Origin of the sequence: Tersicoccus sp. Bi-70 (genome assembly GCF_001968825.1) — a bacterium.
Classification (GTDB): Bacteria; Actinomycetota; Actinomycetes; order Actinomycetales; family Micrococcaceae; genus Tersicoccus.
The window spans coordinates 309,030-335,346 of sequence record NZ_MIEU01000010.1; the positions used below are offsets into that span (position 1 = coordinate 309,030).

Here is a 26,317-nt window from a genome sequence, read left to right on the forward strand (position 1 = left end):
GACATCGGCGACGGTGATCGGAATATTATCCTGTCGAACAGCATGTAGACCGGAATATTTACGGTCTCGACGACAGGAGGGTTGAGCATGTCCACGTCGGTATCGACCGCGGGAGCCATCGTCGGCGAACCCGAGGTCGTCGAGGACGCGAGCACGGTCGAGGCGAGCACGATCGAATTCAGCACCGCCTGGCTCGGCCTGAAGGCGGCGGCCACCCGGCTGCAGGCCCGGCAGGCCCGTGACGGCTCGGTGCCGGATCCCGCCGACCACCCGGCGGCGCGTGCGGAGGTGGACGCGATCGTGGCGTCCGTGGCCGCGCTGGCCCCGGCCTTTCCCCACGACGCGGCCTACCTGGCGGCGCTGCCCGGGGACTTCGCGCGCTGGGCGGACGACGGGTTCGGCGTGCCGGACTTCCTCGACTCCCTCGTCGCCTTCGCCCCGCAGTGCCACCGCATCGACGGCACCCGCCATCTCGTCGTCTTCCCCATGACCACCCAGAACGGCTCCTCGGCCCGGCACGTCGAGGCCCTCGTCGTCGAGACGATCTGGCCCGAGTTCATCGCCGAGCTCGAGGCCGGGGACTACGGCAACCGGCTCTTCCTCTCGCTGCGGCTGATCGACTTCACGCCGGGCTACGACACGAACTCGGCCGTCCTCTTCCCCGAGACCGTGTCGGTCCGCGAGGTCCCGGCGTTCACGTGGGGCGCCATCTTCCAGGACCGGGAGGCGGCGCGCTACCGCCGGGTCGTGGCCGCGGCCGCCTCGACGACGAAGCTGACGCTGTCCGACGACGCCGCGTCCCTGCTCGCCGACCAGGACCTGGCGGAGAAGACCTTCGTCATGTGGGACCTGATCCACGACCGCACCCACATGCGCGGCGACCTGCCGTTCGACCCGTTCATGATCAAGCAGCGGATGCCGTTCTTCCTCTACGCGCTCGAGGAACTGCGCTGCGACCTGACCGCGTTCCGCGAGTCCGTCGCCATCCAGCGCCGCCTGGACGCCCGCGTCGCGGCCGGCGAGGCGCTCACGCCCATCGAGGAGCAGACCCGCCGGCATGCGGCCCTCGTGCAGCACGCGGTGCTCCTGGACCGGATCTTCCGCTTCGCCATCACCGGCTCGCGGGTGCGCAACTACGACGGGCTCGGCGGCCAGCTGCTCTTCGCCTGGCTGCACCGCCGGCACGTGCTGGAGTGGTGCGACGTCGAGCTGAGCATCGACGAGAGCCGGGTCGCCGACGCGGTGGTCGAGCTCGGGGATGCCATCGACGCGCTGTACTGGGAGTCGATCGACCGGCCGAAGACCGTGCACTGGTTGAAGGCCTACGAGCTGGTGGCGTCGGTGGTCACCCCCAACCCCGCCTCGGTGTGGGCGACCGGGCTGCCCCGCGAGGTGCTGGCCGGCCCGCCGCGCGGCTACACGGATCTGGTGATGGACGACGAGTTCCCGCTCTCGATGTTCTTCGAGGCCCTGGAGCGGAAGATGCGGACCGTGATCGCGTCGACCGCCGGGATCCGCGGTTCGGCGGCCTGAGGAACGACAGTCTGAGGAACGACGGTCTGACGCACGTCCTGAGGTGATCCGGCGTCCGCCGACCGTGCGAGACGGACCGCGCGGGGCAGTCCGCATGGGAGAGGATGGAACGATGAGCGACCGGGCCGACGCGACCGACGAGGGCACGCCCGACGAGGGCGCGACCGACGACACCGGTACGCCCGGGGTGGCCGGCCGGACCGTCCTGATCGCGGGGGTGACCAGTGCGTCCGGTCGCGCCGCGACGCTCGCCCTGATCGCGGCCGGAGCCGTCGTCGTCGCCGCCGGGCGCGACGCGGAGAAGCTCTCGCCGCTCGCCGCGCTCGGGGCGCGCACCGAGACGGTCGACCTGACCTCCGAGAGCGAGGTGACCGCTCTCGCCGATCGGCTGCACGACGACGGGGTGCGGATCCACGGCCTGCTCCACCTCGTCGGCGGCTGGCGCGGCGGCGGGGGGCTCGCCGGTCAGTCGGAGGCGGACTACCGCGCCCTGGAACACTCTTTCACCGCGCTGCGGCACGTCAGCCGCGCGTTCGACGGCGACCTGCGGGCCTCGACCGCCGGCCGGCTCGCCATCGTCTCCTCGAGCGCCGTCGCCCGACCGCTCGCCGGGGGCGCCAACTACGCGGCGGTCAAGGCCGCGAGCGAGGCGTGGACGCGGGCGGTGGCCCAGGGGTACGCGAAGGCCGCACGTGACGCCGGTGAGCCCCTGCGAACGGCGGCCGTGATCATCCGCGTCACGGCGCTGGCCGGCCTGGAGGAGCGCCTCGCGGCCACCGTCGCCGGCCTCTGGGACGCCGACGCGCCCACTCTCAACGACACGACCCTCGACAACAGCACGCTCGACCTCGGCACGTCCTGACGCTCCCGCCGGCCGCCACCCCCCTCATCCCGACCGCATCCGTCCCCAGGAGGAACCACCATGACGTCCCAGGTCCAGACCGGCCGATCCGACTCCACCCGGCTCGCCTACCGTTCGATCAATCCCGCCACGGGCGAGGTCCTCGCCGAGTTCCCGACCGCCTCCGACGAGGACGTCCGCAACGCGCTGACCGCCGCCGACGAGGCCTTCACCGCGTGGCGGCGCCGGACGATCGAGGAGCGCGCGGCCGTCGTCGCCCGCGCCGGGCAGCTGTTCGCGGAGCGGGCCGACGAGCTCGCGGCGATCATCACCGAGGAGATGGGCAAGCCGCTCTCGGAGGCCCGCGACGAGGTCGCCTTCTGTGCCGAGATCTTCGCCTACTTCGCGGAGCACGGCCCCGGCCTGGCCGCGGACCAGGAGATCACCGCGTCGGGCGGCGGCCGGGCCGTCATCCAGCGGCGTCCCGTCGGCGTGCTGCTGGGCATCATGCCGTGGAACTACCCGTACTACCAGGTGGCCCGGTTCGTCGCACCGAACCTGGTCACCGGCAACACCATCGTGCTCAAGCACGCCGAGAGCTGCCCGCGCTCCGCCCTGGCCCTGCAGCAGCTGCTGGACGACGCCGGGGTGCCCGCCGGGGCCTACGTCAACGTCTTCGCCTCCCACGAGGCGGTCGCGCAGATCATCGCCGACCCGCGCGTGCAGGGCGTCTCCCTGACCGGCTCGGAGCGCGCCGGGGCGATCGTCGCCGAGATCGCCGGCCGGAACCTGAAGAAGGTCGTCCTGGAGCTCGGCGGATCGGACCCCTACATCGTGCTCGACTCCGACGATGTCGCCGCGTCTGCCCGGGCCGCCTTCGCCACCCGGATGGGCAACACCGGTCAGGCGTGCAACTCGAACAAGCGGATGATCGTCACCGCCGACATCCATGACGACTTCGTCGCCGAGCTGACCCGGCAGGCGCAGGCGCTCACGCCCGGGAACCCGGCCGAGGACGCCCCGGACACGTACGCGCCGCTGTCCTCGCGTGCCGCGGCGGAGACGCTGGCCGCCCAGATCAAGGACGCGGTCGACGCCGGCGCCACCCTGCACGCCGGCGGAACCCTGGGCGACGGGCCCGGCGCGTACCTGGCCCCCGCCGTCCTCACCGGGGTCACCCCCGAGATGGCCGCGTACCGGGAGGAACTCTTCGGCCCCGTCGCCGTCGTCTACCGCGTGGAGAACGACGACGAGGCGCTCGCCCTGGCCAACGACACCCCGTACGGGCTGGGCGGCGCCGTGTTCAGCACCGACACGGCGCGGGCCCGCCGGGTGGCCGAGGAGCTCGACTCGGGCATGGCCAACGTCAATGCCGCCGAGGCGGAGGGCGCGGGCATGCCGTTCGGCGGGGTCAAGCGCTCCGGCTACGGCCGGGAACTCGGCCCGCTCGGCATGGACGAGTTCGTCAACAAGCGCCTGCTCTACGTCCAGGACTGACGCTGTCCGCAGCCGCTCCGATCACCGCAGGTCAGCGGCTAGCATGACGCCGGAGGGCCGCTGACCTGCGATGGTGTCTCGATTTCCGGCACCACCGGGCTACGCTTGGTCGAAACTTCGCACCACCCCCAGTCACCCGAGGGAAGGGCAGCGGCGATGACCACTGCGGTCGGCGAACCCATGATCCGGTTCCGTGAGGTCACCAAGACGTACGGCGGTGGCCAGCGGGCCGTGGACGATCTGACGATGGACATCGACCGGGGGCGGATCACCGTCTTCGTCGGGCCGTCGGGCTGCGGCAAGACCACGTCGCTGCGCATGATCAACCGGATGGTCGAGCAGACCAGCGGCACCATCACCGTGGACGGGCGCGACGTCGCCTCCGAGCCGGCCGCGCAGCTGCGCCGCTCGATGGGCTACGTGATGCAGTCCGCCGGGCTGATGCCCCACCGCACGGTGCTCGACAACATCGCCACGGTGCCGCGCCTGAACGGCGTGGACCGGCGCGCCGCCCGGTCCCGCGCGTCGGAGCTGCTCGAGACGGTCGGCCTGGACCCGGCGCTCGCGAAGCGGTACCCGGCCCAGCTCTCGGGTGGTCAGCAGCAGCGCGTCGGCGTCGCCCGCGCGCTCGCCGCGGACCCGCCGGTGCTGCTGATGGACGAGCCGTTCAGCGCCGTCGACCCGGTGGTGCGCGACGAGCTGCAGGCGGAGCTGCTGCGGCTGCAGCGCGAACTGGCCAAGACGATCGTCTTCGTCACCCACGACATCGACGAGGCCACGATCCTCGGGGACAAGGTCGCCGTCTTCGCCGTCGGCGGCAAGCTCGCCCAGTACGCCACCCCGGAGGAGATCCTGCGGGCCCCCGCGAACGATTTCGTCGCCTCCTTCGTCGGTCGCGACCGCGGCTTCCGGCACCTCTCCTTCACCGAGCCGTCGGGCCTGACCATCCACCCGGTCGACCCGACCGTGCTCTCGGCGGCCACCGGCGACGTCGCCCCCGGGTGGCGTCTGGTGGTCGACGACGCCGGCCGCCCGGCCGGGTGGCTCGGCCCGGACCAGCGCCCCGCCGGTGACCGGTTCACGTCCGCGGACCTGATCCCCGGCGGCTCCCTGTACCGGAAGGGGAACTCGCTTCGCAGCGCCCTGGACGCGTCGCTCAGCTCCCCCTCGGGCATCGGCGTGGCCGTCGACGACGCGGGGGTCGTGCGCGGCATCCTGCGCCCCGCCGAGGTGGTCGAGGTGATCGAACGCGACCGGGCCGGTCTGCAGGCGCGGGTTGCGTCCGGAGAGTCGGCGGTCCGAGGATGACCTGGGTCGCGGAGAACGCGCCCTACATCGCGCAGCTGACCGGCATCCACCTGGTGCAGTCGATCCTGCCGCTGGTGTTCGGGCTGATCATCTCGATCCCCATCGCGCAGCTGGCGAGGTTGAGCCGGCCGGTGTCGACCGTCATCCTCGGGGCCAGCTCGATCCTCTACACGATCCCCTCGCTGGCGCTGTTCATCATGCTGCCGGTCATCCTGGGCACCGGGGTCCTCGACCTGGCCAACGTCATCGTCGCCCTGACCATCTACGCGGTGGCACTGCTCGTGCGGTCCTGCGTCGACGCGTTCGGTTCGGTGGACGACACGGTGCGGCAGGCCGCCGTCGCGGTCGGTTACACGCCGGTGCGGCGCTTCTTCACCGTCGACCTGCCGCTGTCCATCCCGGTGCTGATCGCCGGGCTGCGGGTCGTGTCGGTCAGCAACATCTCGCTCGTCAGCGTGGGGGCGGTGATCGGCATCCCGAGCCTGGGGCTGCTGTTCACCGACGGCCTGCAGCGCGACTTCATGACCCCGCTGATCACCGGCATCGTCATCACGCTGCTGCTGGCGCTGGTGATGGACGCGATCCTCGTGCTGATCGAACGGGCCCTGACGCCCTGGACCCGAGCCCGGAAGGCGGTGCGCCCGTGACCACCTACACGTCCACGAGCATCATCGGGCAGACGTGGGAGTTCCTCACGGACCCGATGAACTGGACGGCCATGAACACGGCCATCCCGCACCGGATCGTCGAGCACCTCGGCTACTCGGCGCTGACCCTGGTGATCGCGGCGGTGATCGCGGTCCCGCTGGGGCTGTACGTGGGGCACACCGGGCGCGGCCGCCAGGTCGTCGTCGGCATCGCCGGCGCCCTGCGCGCGCTGCCGACCCTGGGGCTGCTGATCCTGTTCGTCCTCGTCCTCAGCGGGGACCTGCTGCCCCCCATCCTCGCGCTGGTCATCCTCACCATCCCGCCGCTGCTCGCCGGCACCTACAGCGGCATCGCCGCCGTCGGTGCGGAGACGAAGGACGCGGCCCGGGCGGTGGGCATGACGGAACTGCAGATCCTCTTCACCGTGGAGGTGCCCAACGCCCTGCCCGTCATCATCGGCGGCTTCCGCGCGGCGATCCTGCAGATCATCGCGACCGTCGCGGTGCTCGCCTACATCAACCTCGGCGGGCTCGGCCGGTTCCTGATCGACGGCCTCGCCGTCCAGGACTACCCGCGGATGCTCGGCGGGTCCGTGCTCATCGCGGTCCTCGCCATCGCCGTCGACCTGGTGCTCGCGCTGCTCTCCCGCCTCGTCGTCTCCCCGGGCCTGCGGGCCGTTCCGGCCGTGCGACGCCGGCGGACGCGGCAGGAGCCGGCCGCCGCCTGACCGTGCGACACTTCACCCAGACACGGGCGGCGCCGTCGTCCCGTTCCACCCGAGCCCGCCGCCGACCGGTACGGGCGCACCACGAGGAGAAACCATGAAAGCCCTGTTCACCAGGGGGCGCGTCGCCCGCATCGCGGCGGCCACGGGGGCGCTGTCCCTGACCCTCACCGTCGCCGCCTGTGGCGCCGGGTCCGGTTCCAACCCGCTGCAGAACGGCGGCAGCTCGGCCTCGGCCGCGCCCGCCGACACCGTCGTGATCGGCTCCGCCAACTTCCCGGAGAGCCAGATCGTCGCCGAGATCTACGCCGGCGCCATCAACGGGGCCGGGGCGAAGGCCTCGACGAAGCCGAACATCGGCTCCCGCGAGGTCTACATCAAGGCGCTCACCGAGGGCTCCATCGACGTCGTCCCGGACTACTCGGGCAACCTGCTCACGTACTTCGACAAGTCCGCGACCCAGGTCAGCGCCGACGACATCGCCAAGGCCCTGCCCGGCAAGCTGCCGAGCGGGCTGAAGGCGCTGAACGCGTCGAAGGCCGAGGACAAGGACGCCATGGTCGTCACGAAGGCGACCGCGGAGAAGTACAGCCTCAAGAGCATCGAGGACATGGGCAAGGTCTGCGACCAGCTGACCATCGGCGGGCCGCCGGAGTTCCAGGAGCGCGCCTACGGCCTGCCCGGCCTGAAGTCCAAGTACAACTGCACGCCGAAGGCCTTCGAGCCCTACAGCGACGGTGGTGGCCCGGTCACGCAGAAGGCGCTGCTGGAGGACAAGGTCCAGGTGGCCGACATCTTCACGACCACCCCGGCGATCAAGGACAACGACCTGGTGGTGCTGGAGGACCCGAAGAACAACTTCATCGCCCAGCAGGTGCTGCCGGTGATCAAGGACGGCAAGCTCTCCAGCCAGGCCACCGACGCGCTGAACAAGGTGTCGGCCCAGCTGACCACCGACGACCTGATCAACCTCAACCGGATGGTCTCGGGCGACGCGAAGACGAGCCCGAAGGACGCCGCCGCGCAGTGGCTCAAGCAGAAGGGCATCACCCAGTAGAGAATCACCCCTGAGGGCTGTTTCTGCTGAGAACGCCCGGGTCCGATCCGCGACAGGTGCCACCGACCGCGGATTGGCCCGGGCGTTCTCGCGTCCACGGCACGGCAACGCCGTCGTCGCGGCGGGGCTGCGTGGCAGGGTGAACGCATGCGCACCTTCACCCAGTCCAGCAAGCTCGCCGATGTCCGGTACGACGTCCGCGGACCGATCCTGACCGAGGCCCAGCGACTGGAGGCGGAGGGACACCGGATCCTCAAGCTGAACATCGGCAACCCTGCGCCGTTCGGGTTCGAGGCGCCCGACGCGATCCTCGTCGACATGATCCGCAACCTGCCCACCGCGCAGGGCTACAGCGACTCCCGCGGCATCTTCTCCGCCCGCACCGCCGTCTCGCAGTACTACCAGTCGCACGGGATCATGGACATCGGCGTCGACGACGTGTTCATCGGCAACGGCGTCTCCGAGATGATCACCATGGTGCTGCAGGCGATGGTGAACAACGGCGACGAGATCCTCGTCCCCGCCCCGGACTACCCGCTGTGGACCGGCGCGGTCTCCCTCTCCGGCGGCACCCCCGTGCACTACGTGTGCGACGAGGAGAACGACTGGAACCCGGATCTGGAGCACATCCGCTCCTTGATCACCGACCGCACCAAGGCGCTCGTGCTGATCAACCCGAACAACCCGACCGGCGCCGTCTACTCGCGGGAGATCGTCGAGGGCATCGCGCAGATCGCCCGCGAGCACGACCTGATCCTGCTCTCCGACGAGATCTACGAGAAGATCCTCTTCGACGGCTCGGTGCACCACCACACGGCGACGTTCGCGGGCGACGACGTGCTGACCTTCACCTTCTCCGGCCTGTCCAAGGCGTACCGGGTGTGCGGGTTCCGCAGCGGCTGGGTCGCCGTCTCCGGGCCCAAGCGCCGCGCGGAGAACCTGCTCGAGGGGCTCACCCTGCTGGCCAACATGCGCATGTGCGCCAACGTGCCCGCGCAGCACGCCATCCAGACCGCGCTCGGCGGCTACCAGTCGATCACCGACCTGATCCTGCCCGGCGGCCGGCTCAAGGAGCAGCGGGACCTGGCCTTCCGGATGCTCAACGACATGCCGGGCGTGAGCTGCCGGCAGGCCAAGGGGGCGCTGTACCTGTTCCCGCGGCTGGACCCGGAGGTGTACCGCATCGACGACGACGAGAAGTTCGTCATCGAGCTGCTGCGGGAGAAGAAGATCCTCGTCACCCACGGCACCGGCTTCAACTGGATTGCCCCGGATCATTTCCGGCTCGTCACCCTGCCCGGCGTCGACATCCTCGAGGAGGCCCTCGGCCGGATCGGCGACTTCCTGGCCGACTGGCGCGAACGCTGACCGCGGCTCCCGGGTCTGCGCCGGGCCGCTGACTAGGCTGGTCGCCAACCGGCGCGACGACGAAGGAGCACCATGGCGAAGAAGAGCGCGAAGAAGAGCGACAAGAAGGCAGAGAAGAAGGCCGAGTCGAAGGCTGCCAGGAAGGCAGAGGACGGCGCGGCCCGGGTGAGCCTGCTGGGCGGGGACACCGCCGACCTGCTGCGCGTGAAGCTCGGCTTCGACCTCGCCGCTCTGGACCCTCGGTCGACCCCCGGCTTCTCCGGCGACAAGGCCGCCGGGAAGGAGGAGCTGGACGCGGGGGTCCCCGAGCTCGCGAACCTGCAGGAGCGGTTGTTCGCCGCGTCGAAGGGCGGTGCCCCGGAGTCGGTGCTGCTCGTGCTGCAGGCCATGGACACGGCCGGCAAGGGCGGCATCGTGCGGCATGTCGTCGGTGCCGTCGACCCGCAGGGCATCGCGTTGACGGCCTTCAAGGCGCCGACCGCCGAGGAGCTGCGCCACAGTTTCCTGTGGCGGGTGCGGCGGCAGCTGCCCACGCCCGGCAAGATCGGGGTGTTCGACCGCTCGCACTACGAGGACGTGCTCGTGCACCGGGTGCGCAAGCTGACCCCGCTGGAGACGATCGAGAAGCGCTACGACGAGATCAACGCGTTCGAGCGTCAGGTCTCCGCCGCGGGCACGCGGATCGTCAAGATCATGCTCCACATCAGCCCGGAGGAGCAGAAGGCGCGGCTGGCCGAGCGGCTGGAGCGGCCGGACAAGCACTGGAAGTACCGTCCGGGCGACCTGGACGACCGGGCGCTGTGGCCCGACTTCCAGCAGGCCTACCAGATCGCCCTCGACCGCACGTCGACGGAACTGGCGCCCTGGTACGTGGTCCCGGCCGACCGGAAGTGGTACGCCCGGCTCGCCGTGCAGCACCTGCTGCTGGAGACCCTGCGCGGCATCGACCCGCAGTGGCCGGCCGCGGAGTTCGACGTCGAGGCGGAGAAGGCGCGGCTCGCCGCCCTCTGACGGGCTCGGGTCAGTCCCGGTCGGCGTCCTCACGCGGGCGGGCCGCCTCGAGGCGCTGCTGCGCCCCGTGCAGCCACTGCTCGCAGCGGTTGGCCAGGGCCTCGCCGCGCTCCCACAGGGCGAGTGACTCCTCCAGGCTGGCGCCGCCGGCCTCGAGCCGGTTGACCACCGCGACGAGTTCCTCGCGGGCCTGCTCGTAGTTGAGCTGGTCGACGCCGTTCGCGTCGCCGTCGGTGGTGCCGGCGGCCTTCGACCCGGTGGAGCCGGATCCGGCTCCACCGGGTGCCGTGCTGGTGGGGGTGGCGTCACTCATCGGGTTCTCCTGGGTCGTACTTGGGGCTGGGGGAGCTCATCGGGGGCGGGCCCTCGTCGGGCTCTCGCACCGCGAACACGCGGGCGCCGATCTCCCCGGCGGCCACGCGGATGCGGACCCGGTCGTCCGGCCGGGTCTGCGTGGACGAGCGGACGACGGCGCCGTCGGCCAGCTGGACGACGGCGTAGCCGCGGTCCAGGGTGTTCTGCGGTGAGAGGGAGCGCATCTGCGCGCGCAGGTGGGCGATGCGGTCGGTCGCCCGGTGCACGGCGATCTCGGTGGCGCGCCGGGCGCGGTGCCGCATCCGTTCGACGTCCTCGGTGCGCGCAGTGAGCATGGTCTCGGGCCGCAGCATCACGGGGCGGCTGCGCAGGCCGGCAAGCCGGTCGGTCTCCCGGTGCAGCAGCGACCGCACGGCCCGATCGAGCACCTGCCGCGCCTGGCCGATGCGGGCCAGCTCTTCGGCGACGTCGGGCACGATGCGCTTCGCGGCGTCCGTCGGGGTGGACGCCCGCAGGTCCGCGACGTCGTCGAGGATGGGCCGGTCCGCCTCGTGGCCGATGGCGCTGACCACGGGGGTGCGGGCGGCGGAGACGGCCCGGACAAGGTCCTCGTTGCTGAACGGCAGCAGGTCCTCGAGGGAGCCGCCGCCGCGGGCGATGACGATGACGTCCACGTCGGGGTGCTCGTCGAGCTCGCGCAGGGCAGCGCTGACCTGCGCGACGGCGGTGACGCCCTGGACGGCCACCTCGCGGATCTCGAACTGCACGGCCGGCCACCGCAGGGCCGCGTTGCGCAGCACGTCCTTCTCGGCGTCCGAGTTCCGGCCGGTGATCAGCCCGATGCGGTGGGGCAGCCGGGGGAGTGGCCGCTTCCGCTCGGGGGCGAACAGGCCCTCGGCGCCCAGCGCCTGCCGCAGCCGCTCGATACGGGCGAGCAGGTCGCCCAGACCTACCGGACGGATGTCGCGCGTCTGCATGGACAACCGGCCGGTCTTCATCCAGAAGTCGGCCTTGAGCTGGGCGACCACCCGGGCGCCGCGCTCGAGCGGCACCGGCATCTGGTCCAGCACCCGGCCGAGGACCGCCACGGAGAAGGACACCTCGGCGTCTGTGTCCCGCAGCGTCAGGTAGGTGACGTTGGCGCGCCGGTTGAGCTCGATGACCTGCCCCTCGACCCAGGCGAACGGGGCCCGGTCGATGTAGGTCTTCAGCTTCTGCGAGAGCACGCGCAGCGGCCACGGCGCGTCGGCGGACGTCTCGGCGGCGGTGGCCGGCAGGGTCGCGGGCGCCTGCTCGGCCCGGCCGTCCTCCCCGGCCGCGGGGCTCTGCCCGGCACCGCCGTTGCCCGGGTCCGCCGGCTCCAGCGCCGTCACCGTCACCCCGTCCACGGTCGCAACCGCACCACCGACCGTGGCGCGGTCGAGGCCGCGCGGCTCGGCGCCGGCATGCGGTGCCTCGGGCGACTGGCGGGATTGGCTCATGTTCTACACTTACCACCCACCGTCCCCAGAACTGCGGCCGCACGTCGGCATGCGGCGAACCTGTGGACAACGTGCGGCCGTGCACCGGCCCGTTCCGATCGTCGTCTCGAGGTTGCCCATGGCCCGCACCGTGCTGTCCTTCCTGCTCGGCCTGGTCGCCGTCGTGCTGCTCCTGGCCGGCGTCAGCGCCACCGCCGTGCAGCGCACGGTCGTCGACACGGACGGGTTCGTGACGCTCACCTCCCCGCTCTCGTCCGACGCCGGGCTGCACGACCGGCTCGCCAGCACGGTGGCCACGGAGGCGCGGAACCGGATCGCGCTGCCGGAGGGCCTCCAGGACGCCGCAGCCGGGGTGATCGACCGGGCCGCCCAGGCGCTGACGGAGGACGTCGGCTTCCCCGCTGCCTGGGAGCGGACCATGCAGCGCAGCCACGATCTGAGCCTGGGCGCGCTGACGGACCCGTCCAAGCCGGACGCGCTCCAGGCCGACATCCAGCCGATCGTCAGGCTGCTCGTGGACAAGGCCGCGGGCAGCCTCGGGGTGCCGCTGGACGGCTCGGTCATCTCCGACGACCCCGTCGTCGTCGATCTCGGCGCCTCCCAGCAGGCGAGCGTCGCCGCCACCGTGGTCAGGGCCGCCGGCTTCGCGCCGGCGGCCCTCACCGGGGCGGCCGTCGCGGCGGTTCTCGCGCTGCTGGTCGCCCGTCGCCGCACGACGACACTGGCCTGGCTCGGCATCGGGGTGCTGGTGGGCACGGCGCTGCTCGTGGTGGCGGGACTGCTGGTCCAGGGTGCGGTCGCGAGTGGGCAGAACGCGCCGGGGCTGGGGGACTACCTGCGGTACCGGCTGGTCGGGGTGGCGTCCGGCGCCGCCGTGCCGTGGGCCGTGGGCCTGGCCGTCTGGGGCGCGGTGCTGCTGGCGGTGGGCGTCGTCGGCCGCCTCGTCGTCGGCCGGGCCGAAACCGGTTCAGCCCAGCGCTGACGCGCCCCGCACCGACCGGGCCGGGCGGGCGGCCGCCCGTACGATGGGGGCATGACCACCGCTGTCTCCGTGCCCATGCCGGTCGTGCCGCGCCGCCGTCGAACCCCCGAGGAGATCGCCGCGGTTCCGGTGGACGGTGACCGGAAGGTGCTGCTGGCGGCGCCCCGCGGCTACTGCGCGGGCGTGGACCGGGCCGTCGTCGCCGTCGAGAAGGCGCTCGAGCACTACGGGGCGCCCGTCTACGTGCGCAAGGAGATCGTGCACAACAAGCACGTCGTCAGCACGCTGCAGGAGAAGGGCGCGGTCTTCGTCGAGGAGACCGACCAGGTGCCCTCGGGCGCACTCGTCGTCTTCTCCGCGCACGGCGTCTCCCCGGCCGTCAAGCAGTCCGCCGTGGATCGCGATCTGCGCACCATCGACGCGACGTGCCCGCTGGTCACCAAGGTGCACCGCGAGGCCGTCCGCTTCGCCCGCGCCGGGGACCACATCCTGCTGATCGGCCACGAGGGCCACGAGGAGGTCGAGGGCACCTACGGGGAAGCGCCCGACGACACCACGGTGGTGAACAACCCCGAGGAGGCGCGCACGGTCGAGGTGGCCGACCCGGACCGCCTGATCTGGCTCTCCCAGACCACCCTGTCGGTGGACGAGACGATGGAGATCGTGACCATCCTGCGGGAGCGGTTCCCGAATCTGCAGGACCCGCCGAGCGACGACATCTGCTACGCCACCTCCAACCGGCAGGCCGCCATCAAGAAGATCGCGCCGGCCGCGGACCTGGTGATCGTCGTCGGATCGGCGAACTCGTCGAACTCGGTGCGCCTCGTCGAGGTGGCGCTCGAGTACGGCGCTCGTGCCGCCCACCGCGTGGACTTCGCCGAGCAGATCGACGAGTCCTGGTTCGAGGGCGTCGCTACGGTCGGCGTCACCTCGGGCGCCTCCGTGCCCGAGGTCCTGGTCCAGCGGGTACTGAGCCTGCTCGCCGAGTACGGCTACGGCGACGTCGAGGAGGTCGTCACCGCCGAGGAGGACATCCTCTTCTCCCTCCCCAAGGAGCTGCGCACCACGCTCAAGGCCGCCGGGGACGCCTCCCGCGGTCTCGGCGGTCGCGGCGGCCGGCCCACCGCCTGAGCCGTCGCTTCGCCTCGTCCGATCCGCCCCGCGTCCGATCCACCCGCGTCCGACCAACCCCGCGTCCGATCCACCGCGTGAAGGAGTGCCGCATGAGCTCGACCCCCGCCGCCCGCAGTGAGGTGGTCGCGCGCGCCGCGACCCTCGCCCGCCTGCACACCGAGCCCGGCATGCTGGTGCTGCCGACGGTGTGGGACGCCTGGTCCGCTCGCACGGCCGTCGACGCCGGCTTCACGGCGCTGACGATCGGCAGCCACCCGCTGGCCGACTCCCGCGGTCAGGACGACCACGAGGGCATGACGCTCGACGACGCGCTGGAGGGCATCGCCCGGGTCTGCGCCTCCGTCGACGTGCCGGTCAGCGCCGACGTCGAGTCCGGCTACGGCACCCCCGCCGCGGAACTGGTCGAGCGGGTGCTCGACGCCGGTGCCGTCGGCATCAACGTCGAGGACACCGTCCACCACGAGAACCGCGTCCGCTCCGTGCAGGAGCACGCCGACTACATCGGTCAGCTCCGGACTGCCGCCGACGTGGCCGGCGTCGAACTCGTGATCAACGCCCGGACCGACGCCTACCTGCATTCCGACGAGTTCGCCGACCCGCTGAGCGAGGCCGTCACCCGGCTGCAGGCCTGCGTCGAGGCCGGCGCCCGGTCGGTCTACCCGGTGCGGGTCCCGGACCTGTCCTCCGTGCGCACCCTCGTCGACGCCGTGTCCGTCCCCGTCAACATCACCGCCAATCCCCGCACCGGCGCGCCCTCCGGGTCCATGGAGGAGCTGCGTGACGCCGGCGTGCGCCGGATCAGCTACGGGCCGCTCCTGCAGGCCGAGCTGACCCGGTCGATGAGTGAACTGATCCAGCCCTGGGCGCCCTCCGGGGCGTGAGGGTCGGCCCACTTTCTGGTGCCAGCTCGTCACTAGTTGCTCCATCTGGGCCCCAGAGAGGGTCGATGCGACAACTATTGGCGAACTGGCTCGCTTGTCGATCACGCCCGATCACGCGGCGGTCGACTCCACCCCGTCGAGGGTCCGGCGGCACACCTCCGACCACGGCGTCGGCGCCAGGCCCAGCTCACGTTCGGCGGCGCTGCTGTCCACGACGTACGGCCGGGCCTGGATGTAGCTCATCGTCGCCATCTCCCGCATGTCAACGTTGACCAGGCCCGCGGCCCGGAGCGCGACGCGCGGGATGCTGCTCATGCTCACCATCGGGTGGCCGCCCGCGGCGAGCACGTCGGCCAGCGCCTCGCGGTGGGTGCGCGGGGCGTTCGTCGGCGCGATCCACACCCCGCCCCCAGGTGTCCGGGCGGTCCGCCACGGCCACCAGCGTCCGGGCGACGTCGGCGACGTCGGTCCACGAGTGGGGCAGGTCCGGGTCGCCGACCACCCACGCGCGCCGTCCCCGCAGCGCGCCCGGCACGTCGCGGGTCAGATGCCCGTTCGCCCCGACGCCGGCACCGACGTAGTCCGACGCACGGACCTCGACGACGGTGGCCCGCCCGGCGTCGTGCGCTGCCTTCGCCTCCGCCCACATCTGCGCGCGGATCCGCCCGTTCTTCTCCGTCGCCACGTCCGGCAGCTCCTCCGTCATCGGCACGTCCACCGGCCCGTAGGCATAGAGGCTCGAGGCCGTCACCAGGGTTGCTCCCGTCCGCTCGGCCGTGGTGAGCAGGCTGCCGGCCAGGGCGGGCCAGACGGTCTCCCAGGTGCCGTAGTGCGGGGGATTGGCGCAGTTGTAGAGGGCCGCTGCACCCGTCGCGAGCTCGGTGAGACGGGCGGGGTCGGCGGCGTCGGCGGCCACCCGGCGAACTCCGGGCAGCTCAGGACCGCGTCCACTGCGGGTGACGACGACGACGTCGTCGCCGCGCTCGGCCAGGAGCCGGGCGGTGTGGCGGCCGACCGGGCCCGCTCCGACGATCACCTGGGTGCTCATGAGTTCTCCTCGTATCGATGCTCCATGAAGAGAGCAGTGCTCTCGGTCGGTACGCTAGCGCGCCGCCGACACGTTGGCAAGAGCACTGCTCTCGGTTGTTGCACCTGCTCTCTTTCGATGCGAGAGTGTCGGCATGGCCGAACCCTCGATCCACCGCACCGCCCGCGACATCGCCCGCGAGGAGATCACGCGCGCGATCGTGGCGGAGGGCCGGCGGCAGTTGACCGAGGTGGGACCGTCGGAGCTGTCCCTCAGGGCGGTGGCCCGGGAACTCGGTATGGTGTCCTCCGCCGTCTACCGGTACGTGCGCAGCCGCGACGATCTGCTGACGGCCCTGATTGTCGAGGTGTACACCGAGCTGGCCGAGGAGCTGACGGCGGCGGACCGGAGCGTCACCGACTGGACCCAGTTCCGCGCCCGGTGGATGGCCGTCGCCCGGCGACTGCACCGCTGGGCGGTCGCGCATCCGTTCGACTACGCCCTCGTGTACGGGTCGCCGGTGCCTGGCTACCGGGCGCCGCGGGACACGGTGGCGCCGGCGGGCCGCGTGACGGGGGTGCTGCTGGGGCTGCTGGCCGAGGTGCAGGCGGCCGGTCGATCACCGGAGCCGCGGCCGGTGCCCCGGCCCGTGCACCGCGCCATCGCCGGCATGCGGCAGGTGACGGAGAACAGCATCGCCGACGACCTTCTGCTGCGCGGGGTGCAAGCGTGGGGTGCCCTGCTCGGCGCGATCAGCCTGCAGCTCTTCGGTCACCTGCACCGCGGCGTCGACGACTACGACGCGTGGTTCGAGGACACGGCCATGAGGATCTGCCCGGTCTGACACGTCCGCGGTGGACTCGCTCGGCTGAATGAGGCGGAACGCACAGCCCCGGGCGCTGCACAATCCCGTTCATGACGAAGGCGCCCCGGGCCGTCGTGAACGACGATCCGGGGCGCCTCGTGTCGTGCTGGTGGCGCGAACGCCGGTCGGTCAGCGGTTGCCGTCGACCTTGCCGTCGACGTTGCCGTCGATCGAGCCGTCGGTGTCCGTCTCGATCTCTTCCTTGCGCACCTGGTCGCTGACCGTCGTGGTCTCCTCGACGGTCTCCTTGCCGACGCGCACGCGCTCGACCGGGACGACCTCCTTCTCGATGACGGGGCGCTCCTCGTGGAGGATCACCTCGTGCTCCTCGTCGGAGAGCTCCGGCCCGGCCTCGGCGGCACCGCGGTTGGCGTCGGTGATCGGCTCGCGCTCGAGGGTGACCTCTTCCCGGGTGACCGGCACCTGAACGGTCTGCTGCTCGGTGACGACGTGCTTGCGCAGGCGCACCCGACCGGTCTCGACGTTCTCGGTACCCACGCGGAGCCGCTCCTCGGAGCGGGTCATTGCCTCGTCCGTGGTAGGGCCGGAGGTGTCGTGGCCGACGGTGCCGGCCGTGTCCGTGTTGGTGTCCGAGTAGCGGTCACCGGTCACGCCGGCGGACCGCTCGTCCACGCCACCGACCAGGCCGGCCGGGCGCTCGTCCACGTCACCGGTCATCGTGCCCGTGGTGGTCTCGCCGGTACGGGTGCGATCGTCGTTGGCGTCGCCGCCCGCCTGGGTCAGGCCGTAGTGGCGGTAGAGCTCCTGCTCCTCCTCGGGGGAGAGGTGGTCCTGATCGGCGTCGACGCGCGGAGCGTCGGAGACCAGCTGCTTGTCGAACGGCACGCGCAGGCCGCGCTCGTCCAGATCGGCGTTGCGGATCGGCACGAAGGTCTCCTTGGTGCCGAAGAGGCCGGTGCGGACGGTGACCCACTCGGGCGAACCGCTCTCGTCGTCCAGGTAGACCTGCCCGACGTCGCCGAGACGGTGGTCGTCGTTGGTCAGCACGTCAGCGCCGAACAGGGTGGAGATCGCGTTCTTGTCGATAGCCATGGAGCTTCTCCTTCGGATAGGGATGTTGCGGAAGGTGGTGGGAACCGATGTTCCCGGCGGGCCGAGTCGGATCTCCGTCTCGGCCCGCCGTTTCACGCGTGGGGCCAGGATCCGCTCAGCGGTGCTGGTTGTCGCGGACGGCGCCGCCGCCGTGGCCGTTGCCGGACTGGTTGGCCGCCGACTTGGCCTTCTGGCCGGCCGACTTGGCCTGCTGCTCGACGCTCGGGGCACGGTCGGCTTGGGCGCGCAGACGCGGGGCCTCGTCCTCGACCTTGTTCAGGTACGAGTCCCAGCGGGACTGCATGGGCTTGATCAGACCGCCGCCGACGCCGACGACGATCACGCCGCCGATGGTGGCGAGCACGGTGATCAGGATCGGCGTCGTCACGGTGGTGGCGATGCCCACCTGGTTGAGCGCGGCGATGATGCCGAAGCCGAGGATGAAGACGGCGGCGATGTTGGCCAGCGCCTTGCCGTAGGAGAGGCCGCCCAGGGTGTTCTGGATCAGCGTCTTGACGGCTGCGGCAATCGCGGCGGTGATGATCACGATGATGATGGCGACGAAGGCAGCCGGCAGGAAGGCGATGATCGCCGTCAGGATGTTGCTGATCGGGTTCGGGCCGAAGGCGCTGAACGCGAGCTGCAGGGTGAACAGCATGATCGCGTAGAAGACGAGCTTGGCCAGGATGTCACTCGCGTCGAACTTCGAGTGCTGCAGCGCCCGGCCGATGCCGCCGCGCTCGATGGCGCGGTTCAGGCCCACACGGTCGAGGAGCTTCGCGATGGCACGGGACAGCACCTTGGCGACGATCCAGCCGATGATCAGGATGACGAGGAACAGCAGCAGCGCCGGCACGAACGTCGCGATGGCAGTCCACGCAGCGCTCAGGCCGTTGGTCAGGGAATCAGTCATGTCCAGCTTTCAGGTCGGTGTCTCGCCGGTCGGCGACCGGTCGAGCTGGGGAGATCGACGGGGCGTTCGCGACGACCCGTCAATGACTTACGACGTAAGTCACTTTCTCATTGCCCCGAGCTTACAAGCTAAGTCAAATGATGCAAAGCAGGCTGATCAAACTGTATGCCGTGCATCGTCCGAGGTCGAGGGCTAGGGTCGAACGAAAGGACAGCCGCATCCGACCGGACGGGAAGGTGATCACCGGTGGCGAAGCAAGGCGGGTCCACGGAGGAGAAGGCCAGCACGCGACGGCCGCTCAGCCGCGATCGCGTGGTTCAGGAGGCCATCGCCTTCATCGACGAGCGCAGCATCAATCAGCTGACCATGCGCTCCCTCGGTGCCCGCCTCGGCGTCGAGGCCATGTCGCTGTACCGCTACGTCAACGGTCGGGAGGATCTGCTGGAAGCCATCGTCGCGGCCCTGGTGAATCGCGTCGAGGCGACGCCGCCGGCTGGTCACGAGCTGACGACGGACTGGCACGGCTATCTGCAGTGGATGGCGCACTCGGTGCGTGACATCGCCCTCGAGCATCCCGCCATCTTCCCGTTGATGGCGACGCGTCACCCGGCCGCCGCCTGGTTGCGGCCGCCGCTGCGCAGTCTGCGGGTGGTCGAGGAGTTCCTCGCTGCGCTGCTCGAACGGGGCTTCACCGAGGATCGCGCGGTCGAGGTCTACCGGGTGTTCACCAGTTTCCTGCTGGGGCAGCTGCTGCTCGAGGTCGCCCAGCGGGGGGTGTCCACGGCACCGGCCGAGGAGCCGCTCGACGAGGGGGACGCGGACCTGCCGAACCAGGACGAGGACCTCGACCTGTCACAGTTCCCGCTGGTCGCCCGCCTGCGGCCGCTGCTCTCGGAGGACCACTCCGACGAGGAGTTCGAGCGCTCCCTCGAGGCGCTGCTGGACCGGCTGGACCTGCTGTTCACCCAGTGACCCGGTGACCCGGTGACCCGGTGGCGCAGGGCGCTGGCTACCTCGGCTACTCATGACGACCGTGCCGGCCGGCGCGTCCACAGCCGATGTGGTGTCTCAGCCGGTGCGACCCAGTTCTCGCCGCTCCGGCTGGTCGCCGTCGACGGCTGACGTCTCGGCTTCGTCCCGCAGGAACTCCACCGCCGTGAGCGTGCGCGGGGTGGTCTCGATGCCCTCCGGGCTGAGCTGTTCGGACCGGACGATGGTGGGGTCGAGGTCCGCGATCCTCCGTGCCGTGACGAACACGCGGCTCTCCAGCGAGCCGATCATCGTGTTGTAGCTCTCCACCGTGCGCCGCAGCGAGGTGCCCATGGCGGCCAGGCTCTTGCCGGTGGAGCCGAGCCGGTCGTACAGCTGCTGGGACAGCGTGAACAGTTCGCGGGCGTTCTCCGCGAGCGACTCCTGCCGCCACGAGAACGACACCGCCTTCAGGGCCGCCAGCAGGGACACCGGTGAGACCAGCGCCACCTGCCGGGAGGCGGCGTGGTCCAGTAGCCCGGCGTCGGCGGTGAGCGCCGCCGCGAGGGCCGACTCGGCGGGCAGGAAGCACAGCACCAGTTCCGGGCTCTCCGCGCGACCCTCCCAGTACTTCTTGCCCGCGAGGGCGTCCACGTGGGCGCGCACGGCCTTGGCGTGCTTGGCCATCCACGCCGCGCGCTCGGCGTCGTCGTCGGCTTCCTGCGCCTCGAGGTAGGAGGACAGGGGAGCCTTCGCGTCGAGGACGAGCTCCTTGCCACCGGGCAGGGCGACGACCATGTCCGGCCGCTGCAGCACCCGGACGCCATCGGCGTCGGTCCGCTCGCCGTGTACCTGCTCGGTGAAGTGCACGTGGGGCAGCATGCCGGCCGCCTCGACCACCCGGCGCAGCTGAGCCTCGCCCCACATGCCCCGTGCCGAGGTCGACCGCAGCGCACCGGCGAGGGAGGACGTCGCCACCTGCAGCTCGCCGTTCGCGGTCCGCGCGTCCCGCAGCGCCTCGTGGATGCCGCCGTACTGCTCGGCCCGCTCGCGCTCCATCACCCGGACGTGCTGCTCGACGGCGGCGAGCTTCTCCTGCACCGGGGCCAGGGCCCGGAGGACGTCGAGCTGTTCCCGGTTGTGCGCGTCGGACGCCACGGCCCGCTGTTCGAGCTGCCGGCAGGCCTCGCGGGCCTGCGCCAGTTCGAGACCGAGGGCGTGCGCGCGGGCGTCACCCGCACCCGCGGTGGAGGCCCGGCGGGCGACGGCGAAACCGAGGCCCGCACCGATCACGAGGGTCAGCAGGGCCAGCAGCAGAGCGGCGAGAACGTCCATGTGTCCACGGTCTCACCGGCCACCGACAGAACTCGTGAGGCCGGTCTGAAGTCGTCGGCGGTCGAGCGGACGAAGGTGCTCGGTGCACGGTCACGTCGTCGCCGACGGAACGCGTGGCGGTCCGCCCGTAGAATGGACGACCGTGGCTCTCACTATCGGTATCGTCGGTCTGCCCAACGTCGGCAAGTCCACCCTCTTCAACGCGCTGACGCGCAACCAGGTGCTCGCCGCGAACTACCCGTTCGCGACCATCGAGCCGAACATCGGGGTGGTGAACCTGCCGGATCCGCGCCTGGACCAGCTCGCCGAGCTGTTCTCGTCGGCGCGCGTGATGCCCGCGACCGTGTCTTTCGTCGACATCGCCGGCATCGTCAAGGGCGCCAGCGAGGGGGAGGGCCTCGGCAACCAGTTCCTCGCCAACATCCGCGAGGCGCAGGCGATCGCCCAGGTGGTGCGCGTGTTCGACGACCCGGACGTCATTCACGTCGACGGCAGGATCGACGCCGCCTCCGACATGGAGACCATCAACACCGAGCTGATCCTCGCCGACCTGCAGACCCTCGAGAAGGCGCTGCCGCGGGTCGAGAAGGAAGTGAAGATCAAGAAGCGGGACGCCGCCGAGCTCGCCGAGCTGCAGAAGGCGCAGGCCGTGCTGGAGCGCGGTGGCACGATCTTCTCCTCGATCGACTCCGACAAGCTCGAGATGGAGCACCTGCGGGAGCTGAGCCTGCTCACGGCCAAGCCGTTCATCTACGTGTTCAATGCTGACGCCGATGTCCTCGCCGACGAGGCGAAGCGGAAGCAGCTGGCCGACCTGGTGGCCCCGGCCGACACCGTGTTCCTCGACGCGAAGCTGGAGTCCGAGCTGGTGGAACTCTCCGAGGAGGAGGCCCGCGAGATGCTCGAGATGGAGGGGCAGACCGAATCGGGCCTGGGCCAGCTCGCGCGCGTCGGCTTCCACACCCTCGGGCTGCAGACCTACCTGACGGCGGGGCCGAAGGAAGCGCGCGCCTGGACGATCAATGCCGGCGACACCGCGCCCCAGGCCGCGGGCGTCATCCACACCGACTTCCAACGCGGCTTCATCAAGGCCGAGATCGTCTCGTTCGAGGACCTGGTGGACGCCGGGTCAATGGCGGAGGCGAAGTCCCGCGGCAAGGTCCGCATGGAGGGCAAGGACTACGTCATGCACGACGGCGACGTGGTGGAGTTCCGCTTCAACGTGTGATCTGAGAGCTCGCAATCCCTACGGCTCTGGTGGCGTGCTCACGTAACCATCCGCCATCGGAGTGTCAGAGCAAGTCTTGAGGTCGACCGTGCTATGAATCTCGTAAAGGACTCCGTCAAGGAGTCGAATTATTGTGATGCAAGATAGGATCATTGGAGATTGACTGTATTAAGAGGGGGTAATCTTGCATCGTCGCAGCGTGGGGCTCACTGCTCTGAGTCGAAGAGTCGCCAAGAAGCAGGATCGAGGTAAACTCGATGCGGTGAATGGTGTAGACCTACTCCACGGCTTTTTCGGATGGGTAACCAATCTTGATCCGATCCGCGACGACGACAAAGGGTCGTATGTAAGAGTTGCTGATGTGGTACCGGCAGGGCGATCCGTGTTAGTGACCGTCGAAGCTGGCCGCTTTGGTGAGCCTGGGAACACTTGGGAAGTTTACACCCATTCACTATCACACACTCGCACGAGCAACGAAGCCACCGTTCAACGAAGTCGATTGCTCTTTATTCTGCCTGTAGCCTCTACTGTAGGTATATTCGCCGTTGAGTCGGTCGCAGGATCGGCGGGAGGCGCTGCGCTCGTCGATAAATTCAAGGCGGCGTGTCTATCGCGCTGGGATAAAGACTATTGGCCTCTGGATCGCATCTACGAGAAAGAGGACTGGTTCGCTCTATCCGAATTGAAGCAATTGACGGCGGTTTACCACAGATGGTCGCGGGACATCGGCGATGGTTCCCAGCCGCGGCGCGTGGTAGGGAGGCTAGAGCGCCATCTCTACCCTGTGGAGGGCGAAGCATCCCTGCCGAAGCGACTCTGGGATGAGATCCGGCGAGGAGACATGACTGCCTCCTCAATTATTGGTTCAGAGATCGATGACGGGGGCGACGATCCGGATGCAGTGCTGGCCCAAGTCAGCAGCCACGGACGTACGAAGCAGATCGAGCTTGGGAACCATCGGACGCCTACCGTCCGAGAGGTGCTGTCGGACGCGGGCGACCCGCCACCTGCGGATCACGAGTTCGTCGAGCGATGCAGGCTCATCGCGGATGAGCACTACCAGGGGATGACAGGCAAGGCGCTTCCCGTGGATACTGTCAGTGGGGACTGGGACGATGACGCCCTGAACTCAACTTGGGAGTGAGTGTCCATGATCACCGTAGATCGCGAGTCAAATCCAGTCACTGAGCGAGCCCATCGGCGAATGCCCAACTACGCGTCGACTTACCGGCATTTTCTTTCCCGCGCGATCTTGTGGTCGCAAGTTGCGACGCACCTAATCTTGCCGCTCTTTGTCTTCGCGCTGGCGTTATACGCAAATCTTCAACTTCGATTCGTGTCTCAGGTAACCGCAGGTATCGCAATCCTTGCCGGTTTTCTCTTTACCCTGTTGGTTTTCATTTTTCAACTACGTGCTGACGTTGGGCAGTCGACCACCATGGGCGTGAACGTCGCGCTCAAACGACTAATTGACGAATTGTTTGTTACCGTTGGTCACGCTATCATAGTTTCCGTGACCTTGGTGGGCTGGTTGATGTATCTGTCTACAACAATGCAAAATGAAGGTGACCCACTGCCAGCGGCGGTGTCGGCACTAATTTGTCTGGCGACCTCTCACCTTATCGCCTTGTTGTGGACAATTACCAAGCGAACTCGAGTGGCATACGGCGAGCTTCTTCACTGAAGTATGAGATCAGCGTACAGTGCTGCGGCACTTCTTGGTTTCGTTTTGAGCGAGTGCGTTCGTAGCTCTGGCGCGGAAGGCGGCCAGCGCAATAGATCGCGACCAAAGCGATGGTTGTCTGTATACGATCGAAAACTACGTGAGATTGCTGAGCATGTTTTCACGCCTAGTTCCTAGGCATTACTACAAGTACGCCGAATCGGGCGATCGCATGGCTACGTGAGCTTTCGGAGCAGGTCTTTGCAGGCCGAGATGATCTAGTTCGGTGGACGTCGGGTCGAAGGCGGAAGACAAATCCTGAGCGGTAAGTGAAGGCCCGCGCCGTGTATGAATGCGACGTGGTGGAGTTCCGGTGCAGCGGGGTTGCCTGGCCTCCTAGGGCCGACGACAAAGGGGCTACCCGACTGGAATCGCCTGCTCCTCGTCATTGTCCTGAGTGCTCAGGGTCGTCAGAGCCCGGTTTCAGTTGCCGTGGGCCTCCACCGACACCGGCTGCCACTCGTTCCACGTGGCCAGGCGTGATTCGTAGTCCTTCGTCGCGATGCCCAGCGGCGCCTTGCCGAAGAAGATGCGCAGGGGCGGGTTCTCCGCGTCGACGACCTTGAGGATCGCGCTCCGGGTGGCCTTCGGGTCGCCCGGGTTGTTCGCGGAGGGACGGCTCGCCGCCGCCTCACGCACCGAGGCGTACTCCTCCATCTCCTCGCTGTGCGTGGCGGACGGACCGGACCAGTCGGTGGAGAACCCGCCGGGCTCGATCAGCGTCACCTTGATGCCGAAGCCGGCCACCTCCTGCGCCAGCGACTGGGAGAAGCCCTCCAGCGCCCACTTCGATGCGTGGTACGCGCCGACGGTCGGGAAAGCGCTGATCCCGCCGATGCTGGACACCTGGATGATGTGCCCCGACCCCTGCTCGCGCATGATCGGAAGGGCCGCTTGGGTGACCCAGAGCGCACCGAAGAGATTGGTCTCCAGCTGCGCCCGGACATCCGCCTCGGCCAGCTCCTCGATCATGCCGAAGTGCCCGTAGCCGGCGTTGTTGACGACGACGTCGAGGCGGCCGAAGTGCTCGGCGGCCTGCTGGACGGCCGCGACGTCGGCATCCCGCTCCGTGACATCGAGCTGGATCGGCAGGAAGGTATCGCTGTACTTCTCGGCGAGGTCGCGGATCGTGTCGAGCTTGCGCGCGGTGCCGGCGACGTTGTCGCCTCGCTCCAGGGCCGCTTCGGCCCACTCCCGCCCGAAGCCCTTGGATGCCCCCGTGATGAACCAGGTCGTGGTCATGGTGCTGTCCTTTCGATCGTGTACACGCTGTCTCTCTGGCGCCAACGCGCGACCACGGCGAAGACTTCCCCGTGACCCGATCTCGTCCGTGACAGGATTGGGCCGTGGCCTCGATCCAGACCCTCAGCGACGCGGACCGGCGCACCATCGCCCGCTGGGCGGCGGCCTGCGCCGAGCGGGTGCTCCCGCTGGTCGACGTCGAGCCCGCCGCCCTGGACCAGGTGCACGACGCTGTCACGCGCACCCGGGCCTACAGTGCGGGGGAGAGCACGGCCGCCGAAAAGATCGCCCAGCGGATGATCGCGGTCAAGGCCGCGAGCAGGGCGAGCACGCCCGCCGGTGCGGCCGCCGCCCGCTCGGCCGCGCAGGCCTCGGGCGTCGCCCACCTCGCCGCGCACGCGCTCGGTGCGGCCGCCTACGCCGTCAAGGCCGTCTCCCTCGCCCACCCGGGGTCCCCGGAGGCGGAACAGGCGGAGATCCGCTGGCAGCTCGAGCACCTCACGGCCGACGAGCGCGCCGTGCTCCGACGCCTCCCGGCCCTGGGCGCCGACTCGTCCGGCCCACTCGGGCCGGGGCTGCTCGCCCGCGGCATCCTGGGGGACGTCATCCGCCGGATCCAGGCGGAGGTCGGCAGCGGCGACGCGGTGGTCGAATGAGACCGGAGCCCACCGCGAGGATCAGCCTGCGTGCTCTCCGCCTCGAGGACGCATCAGTGATGGCCGAGGTGCTGGCGGACCCGTCCCTCTACGCATTCACCGGCGGCGAGCCGCCGACGGTCGAGCAGTTGCACGATCGGTACGCCGCACAGCTGCGCGGAGGACCCGCCGGCGGCGGCGAACGATGGGTGAACCTGATCGTGCTCCAGGGCACGCAACCGGTCGGATACGTCCAGGCCACCATCCCGGACGACGACGGGCCGGCCACGATCGCCTGGGTGATCGGCCGGCCGTGGCAGGTGCGCGGACTCGCCTGGCGGGCGGCGTCCCTGCTCCTGGCCGAGCTGGCGGATCTCGGGGTGACCCGGGTGATCGCCCACATCGACCCGGCGCACGAGGCGTCCCGTCGCGTCGCCGCGCGGCTCGGGCTGGAACCGACGTCCGTGGCCGTCGACGGGGGAACCCGGTGGGTGGGCAGCACCGGCGCTCCCTGAGCGGCCACTGCTGGGCAGAGACGCGTGAGACG

At 69.9% G+C, this 26,317-nt stretch carries 27 protein-coding genes; 19 read left to right on the forward strand and 8 right to left on the reverse strand.

Features of this window, described 5'->3' with window-relative positions:
* The first annotated feature begins 87 nt into the window (after nt 1-87).
* From BGP79_RS05405 to BGP79_RS05445, 9 genes are all read left to right on the forward strand, one after another.
* Nucleotides 88-1,533, forward strand: coding sequence for a DUF6421 family protein (locus tag BGP79_RS05405; protein ID WP_076693610.1), 1,446 nt, complete (start codon nt 88-90; stop codon nt 1,531-1,533).
* A gap of 112 nt (nt 1,534-1,645) precedes the next feature.
* Nucleotides 1,646-2,395: an SDR family oxidoreductase gene (locus BGP79_RS05410; protein ID WP_083701591.1), complete on the forward strand. Its 750-nt coding sequence runs from the start codon at nt 1,646-1,648 to the stop codon at nt 2,393-2,395.
* Nucleotides 2,396-2,455: 60 nt separating this feature from the next.
* Entirely contained in the window at nt 2,456-3,871 is a 1,416-nt protein-coding gene (locus BGP79_RS05415; RefSeq protein WP_076693611.1) for an NAD-dependent succinate-semialdehyde dehydrogenase, read from the forward strand.
* Between the two features lie 180 nt (nt 3,872-4,051).
* A complete protein-coding gene (locus BGP79_RS05420) occupies nt 4,052-5,179 on the forward strand; it encodes an ABC transporter ATP-binding protein (protein ID WP_076693876.1) in 1,128 nt (375 codons plus the stop codon).
* A complete protein-coding gene (locus tag BGP79_RS05425) occupies nt 5,176-5,826 on the forward strand; it encodes an ABC transporter permease (RefSeq protein ID WP_076693612.1) in 651 nt (216 codons plus the stop codon). Before BGP79_RS05420 ends, BGP79_RS05425 begins: the two co-directional genes overlap by 4 nt.
* Nucleotides 5,827-5,882: 56 nt before the next feature.
* Nucleotides 5,883-6,554, forward strand: coding sequence for an ABC transporter permease (locus BGP79_RS05430; RefSeq protein WP_076693877.1), 672 nt, complete (start codon nt 5,883-5,885; stop codon nt 6,552-6,554).
* Between the two features lie 94 nt (nt 6,555-6,648).
* A complete protein-coding gene (locus BGP79_RS05435; RefSeq protein WP_076693613.1) occupies nt 6,649-7,608 on the forward strand; it encodes an ABC transporter substrate-binding protein in 960 nt (319 codons plus the stop codon).
* A 147-nt stretch (nt 7,609-7,755) separates the two neighbouring features.
* Nucleotides 7,756-8,976: a pyridoxal phosphate-dependent aminotransferase gene (locus tag BGP79_RS05440; RefSeq protein WP_076693614.1), complete on the forward strand. Its 1,221-nt coding sequence runs from the start codon at nt 7,756-7,758 to the stop codon at nt 8,974-8,976.
* A gap of 72 nt (nt 8,977-9,048) precedes the next feature.
* Complete coding sequence (locus BGP79_RS05445) at nt 9,049-9,987, forward strand: PPK2 family polyphosphate kinase (RefSeq protein ID WP_083701592.1); 939 nt, start codon at nt 9,049-9,051, stop codon at nt 9,985-9,987.
* Nucleotides 9,988-9,997: 10 nt separating this feature from the next.
* Here BGP79_RS05445 and BGP79_RS05450 read toward each other — a convergent pair whose 3' ends face one another.
* Nucleotides 9,998-10,300 carry an exodeoxyribonuclease VII small subunit gene (locus BGP79_RS05450; RefSeq protein ID WP_076693615.1) on the reverse strand — a complete coding sequence of 101 codons (303 nt, stop codon included), beginning with the start codon at nt 10,298-10,300 and terminating at the stop codon, nt 9,998-10,000.
* On the reverse strand, nt 10,293-11,783 hold the full coding sequence (gene xseA, locus BGP79_RS05455; RefSeq protein ID WP_083701593.1) for an exodeoxyribonuclease VII large subunit: 1,491 nt from the start codon (nt 11,781-11,783) through the stop codon (nt 10,293-10,295). The genes BGP79_RS05450 and xseA overlap by 8 nt, the downstream gene beginning before the upstream one ends.
* Nucleotides 11,784-11,901: 118 nt before the next feature.
* Between xseA and BGP79_RS05460 the strand changes: the two genes are divergently transcribed.
* From BGP79_RS05460 to BGP79_RS05470, 3 genes are all read left to right on the forward strand, one after another.
* Nucleotides 11,902-12,765: a hypothetical protein gene (locus BGP79_RS05460; RefSeq protein ID WP_076693616.1), complete on the forward strand. Its 864-nt coding sequence runs from the start codon at nt 11,902-11,904 to the stop codon at nt 12,763-12,765.
* 51 nt (nt 12,766-12,816) lie between these two features.
* Nucleotides 12,817-13,896 carry a 4-hydroxy-3-methylbut-2-enyl diphosphate reductase gene (locus BGP79_RS05465; protein ID WP_076693617.1) on the forward strand — a complete coding sequence of 360 codons (1,080 nt, stop codon included), beginning with the start codon at nt 12,817-12,819 and terminating at the stop codon, nt 13,894-13,896.
* Between the two features lie 92 nt (nt 13,897-13,988).
* The gene (locus BGP79_RS05470; RefSeq protein ID WP_076693618.1) at nt 13,989-14,780 is read left to right on the forward strand and encodes an isocitrate lyase/phosphoenolpyruvate mutase family protein; all 792 of its coding nucleotides are present in this window, start codon (nt 13,989-13,991) and stop codon (nt 14,778-14,780) included.
* 111 nt (nt 14,781-14,891) lie between these two features.
* On the opposite strand, the gene BGP79_RS16865 is transcribed toward BGP79_RS05470, so the two are convergent.
* Both BGP79_RS16865 and BGP79_RS05475 read right to left on the reverse strand, forming a co-directional pair.
* Nucleotides 14,892-15,095, reverse strand: a complete 204-nt coding sequence (locus BGP79_RS16865) for a hypothetical protein (RefSeq protein ID WP_233121165.1) — start codon at nt 15,093-15,095, stop codon at nt 14,892-14,894.
* Nucleotides 15,043-15,828 carry an NAD-dependent epimerase/dehydratase family protein gene (locus BGP79_RS05475; RefSeq protein ID WP_233121168.1) on the reverse strand — a complete coding sequence of 262 codons (786 nt, stop codon included), beginning with the start codon at nt 15,826-15,828 and terminating at the stop codon, nt 15,043-15,045. The genes BGP79_RS16865 and BGP79_RS05475 overlap by 53 nt, the downstream gene beginning before the upstream one ends.
* Before the next feature lie 133 nt (nt 15,829-15,961).
* Here BGP79_RS05475 and BGP79_RS05480 point away from each other — a divergent pair, with 133 nt between their 5' ends.
* A complete protein-coding gene (locus tag BGP79_RS05480) occupies nt 15,962-16,651 on the forward strand; it encodes a TetR/AcrR family transcriptional regulator (RefSeq protein ID WP_076693619.1) in 690 nt (229 codons plus the stop codon).
* A 150-nt stretch (nt 16,652-16,801) separates the two neighbouring features.
* Here the strand turns inward: BGP79_RS05480 and BGP79_RS05485 are convergent, their stop codons facing one another.
* Both BGP79_RS05485 and BGP79_RS05490 read right to left on the reverse strand, forming a co-directional pair.
* Nucleotides 16,802-17,725 carry a DUF2382 domain-containing protein gene (locus BGP79_RS05485; RefSeq protein ID WP_076693620.1) on the reverse strand — a complete coding sequence of 308 codons (924 nt, stop codon included), beginning with the start codon at nt 17,723-17,725 and terminating at the stop codon, nt 16,802-16,804.
* 115 nt (nt 17,726-17,840) lie between these two features.
* On the reverse strand, nt 17,841-18,638 hold the full coding sequence (locus BGP79_RS05490) for a hypothetical protein (RefSeq protein WP_076693621.1): 798 nt from the start codon (nt 18,636-18,638) through the stop codon (nt 17,841-17,843).
* Nucleotides 18,639-18,884: 246 nt separating this feature from the next.
* On the opposite strand from BGP79_RS05490, the gene BGP79_RS05495 reads away from it, so the two are divergent.
* On the forward strand, nt 18,885-19,610 hold the full coding sequence (locus BGP79_RS05495) for a TetR/AcrR family transcriptional regulator (RefSeq protein WP_076693622.1): 726 nt from the start codon (nt 18,885-18,887) through the stop codon (nt 19,608-19,610).
* Nucleotides 19,611-19,706: 96 nt separating this feature from the next.
* On the opposite strand, the gene BGP79_RS05500 is transcribed toward BGP79_RS05495, so the two are convergent.
* On the reverse strand, nt 19,707-20,942 hold the full coding sequence (locus BGP79_RS05500; RefSeq protein ID WP_076693623.1) for a DNA recombination protein RmuC: 1,236 nt from the start codon (nt 20,940-20,942) through the stop codon (nt 19,707-19,709).
* A gap of 142 nt (nt 20,943-21,084) precedes the next feature.
* Between BGP79_RS05500 and ychF the strand changes: the two genes are divergently transcribed.
* The 3 genes from ychF to BGP79_RS16365 all read left to right on the forward strand — a co-directional run bounded on the left by ychF (nt 21,085) and on the right by BGP79_RS16365 (nt 23,854).
* Nucleotides 21,085-22,170: a redox-regulated ATPase YchF gene (gene ychF, locus BGP79_RS05505; protein ID WP_076693624.1), complete on the forward strand. Its 1,086-nt coding sequence runs from the start codon at nt 21,085-21,087 to the stop codon at nt 22,168-22,170.
* A gap of 199 nt (nt 22,171-22,369) precedes the next feature.
* Nucleotides 22,370-23,314, forward strand: coding sequence for a hypothetical protein (locus tag BGP79_RS16360; RefSeq protein WP_143588311.1), 945 nt, complete (start codon nt 22,370-22,372; stop codon nt 23,312-23,314).
* A gap of 60 nt (nt 23,315-23,374) precedes the next feature.
* A complete protein-coding gene (locus tag BGP79_RS16365) occupies nt 23,375-23,854 on the forward strand; it encodes a hypothetical protein (RefSeq protein WP_143588312.1) in 480 nt (159 codons plus the stop codon).
* A gap of 462 nt (nt 23,855-24,316) precedes the next feature.
* Here BGP79_RS16365 and BGP79_RS05515 read toward each other — a convergent pair whose 3' ends face one another.
* On the reverse strand, nt 24,317-25,135 hold the full coding sequence (locus tag BGP79_RS05515; protein ID WP_076693626.1) for an SDR family oxidoreductase: 819 nt from the start codon (nt 25,133-25,135) through the stop codon (nt 24,317-24,319).
* A gap of 104 nt (nt 25,136-25,239) precedes the next feature.
* Here BGP79_RS05515 and BGP79_RS05520 point away from each other — a divergent pair, with 104 nt between their 5' ends.
* Together BGP79_RS05520 and BGP79_RS05525 are read left to right on the forward strand one after the other, a co-directional pair.
* The gene (locus BGP79_RS05520) at nt 25,240-25,791 is read left to right on the forward strand and encodes a putative immunity protein (protein ID WP_076693627.1); all 552 of its coding nucleotides are present in this window, start codon (nt 25,240-25,242) and stop codon (nt 25,789-25,791) included.
* A complete protein-coding gene (locus BGP79_RS05525) occupies nt 25,788-26,285 on the forward strand; it encodes a GNAT family N-acetyltransferase (protein ID WP_076693628.1) in 498 nt (165 codons plus the stop codon). Before BGP79_RS05520 ends, BGP79_RS05525 begins: the two co-directional genes overlap by 4 nt.
* The last annotated feature ends 32 nt before the right edge of the window (nt 26,286-26,317 follow it).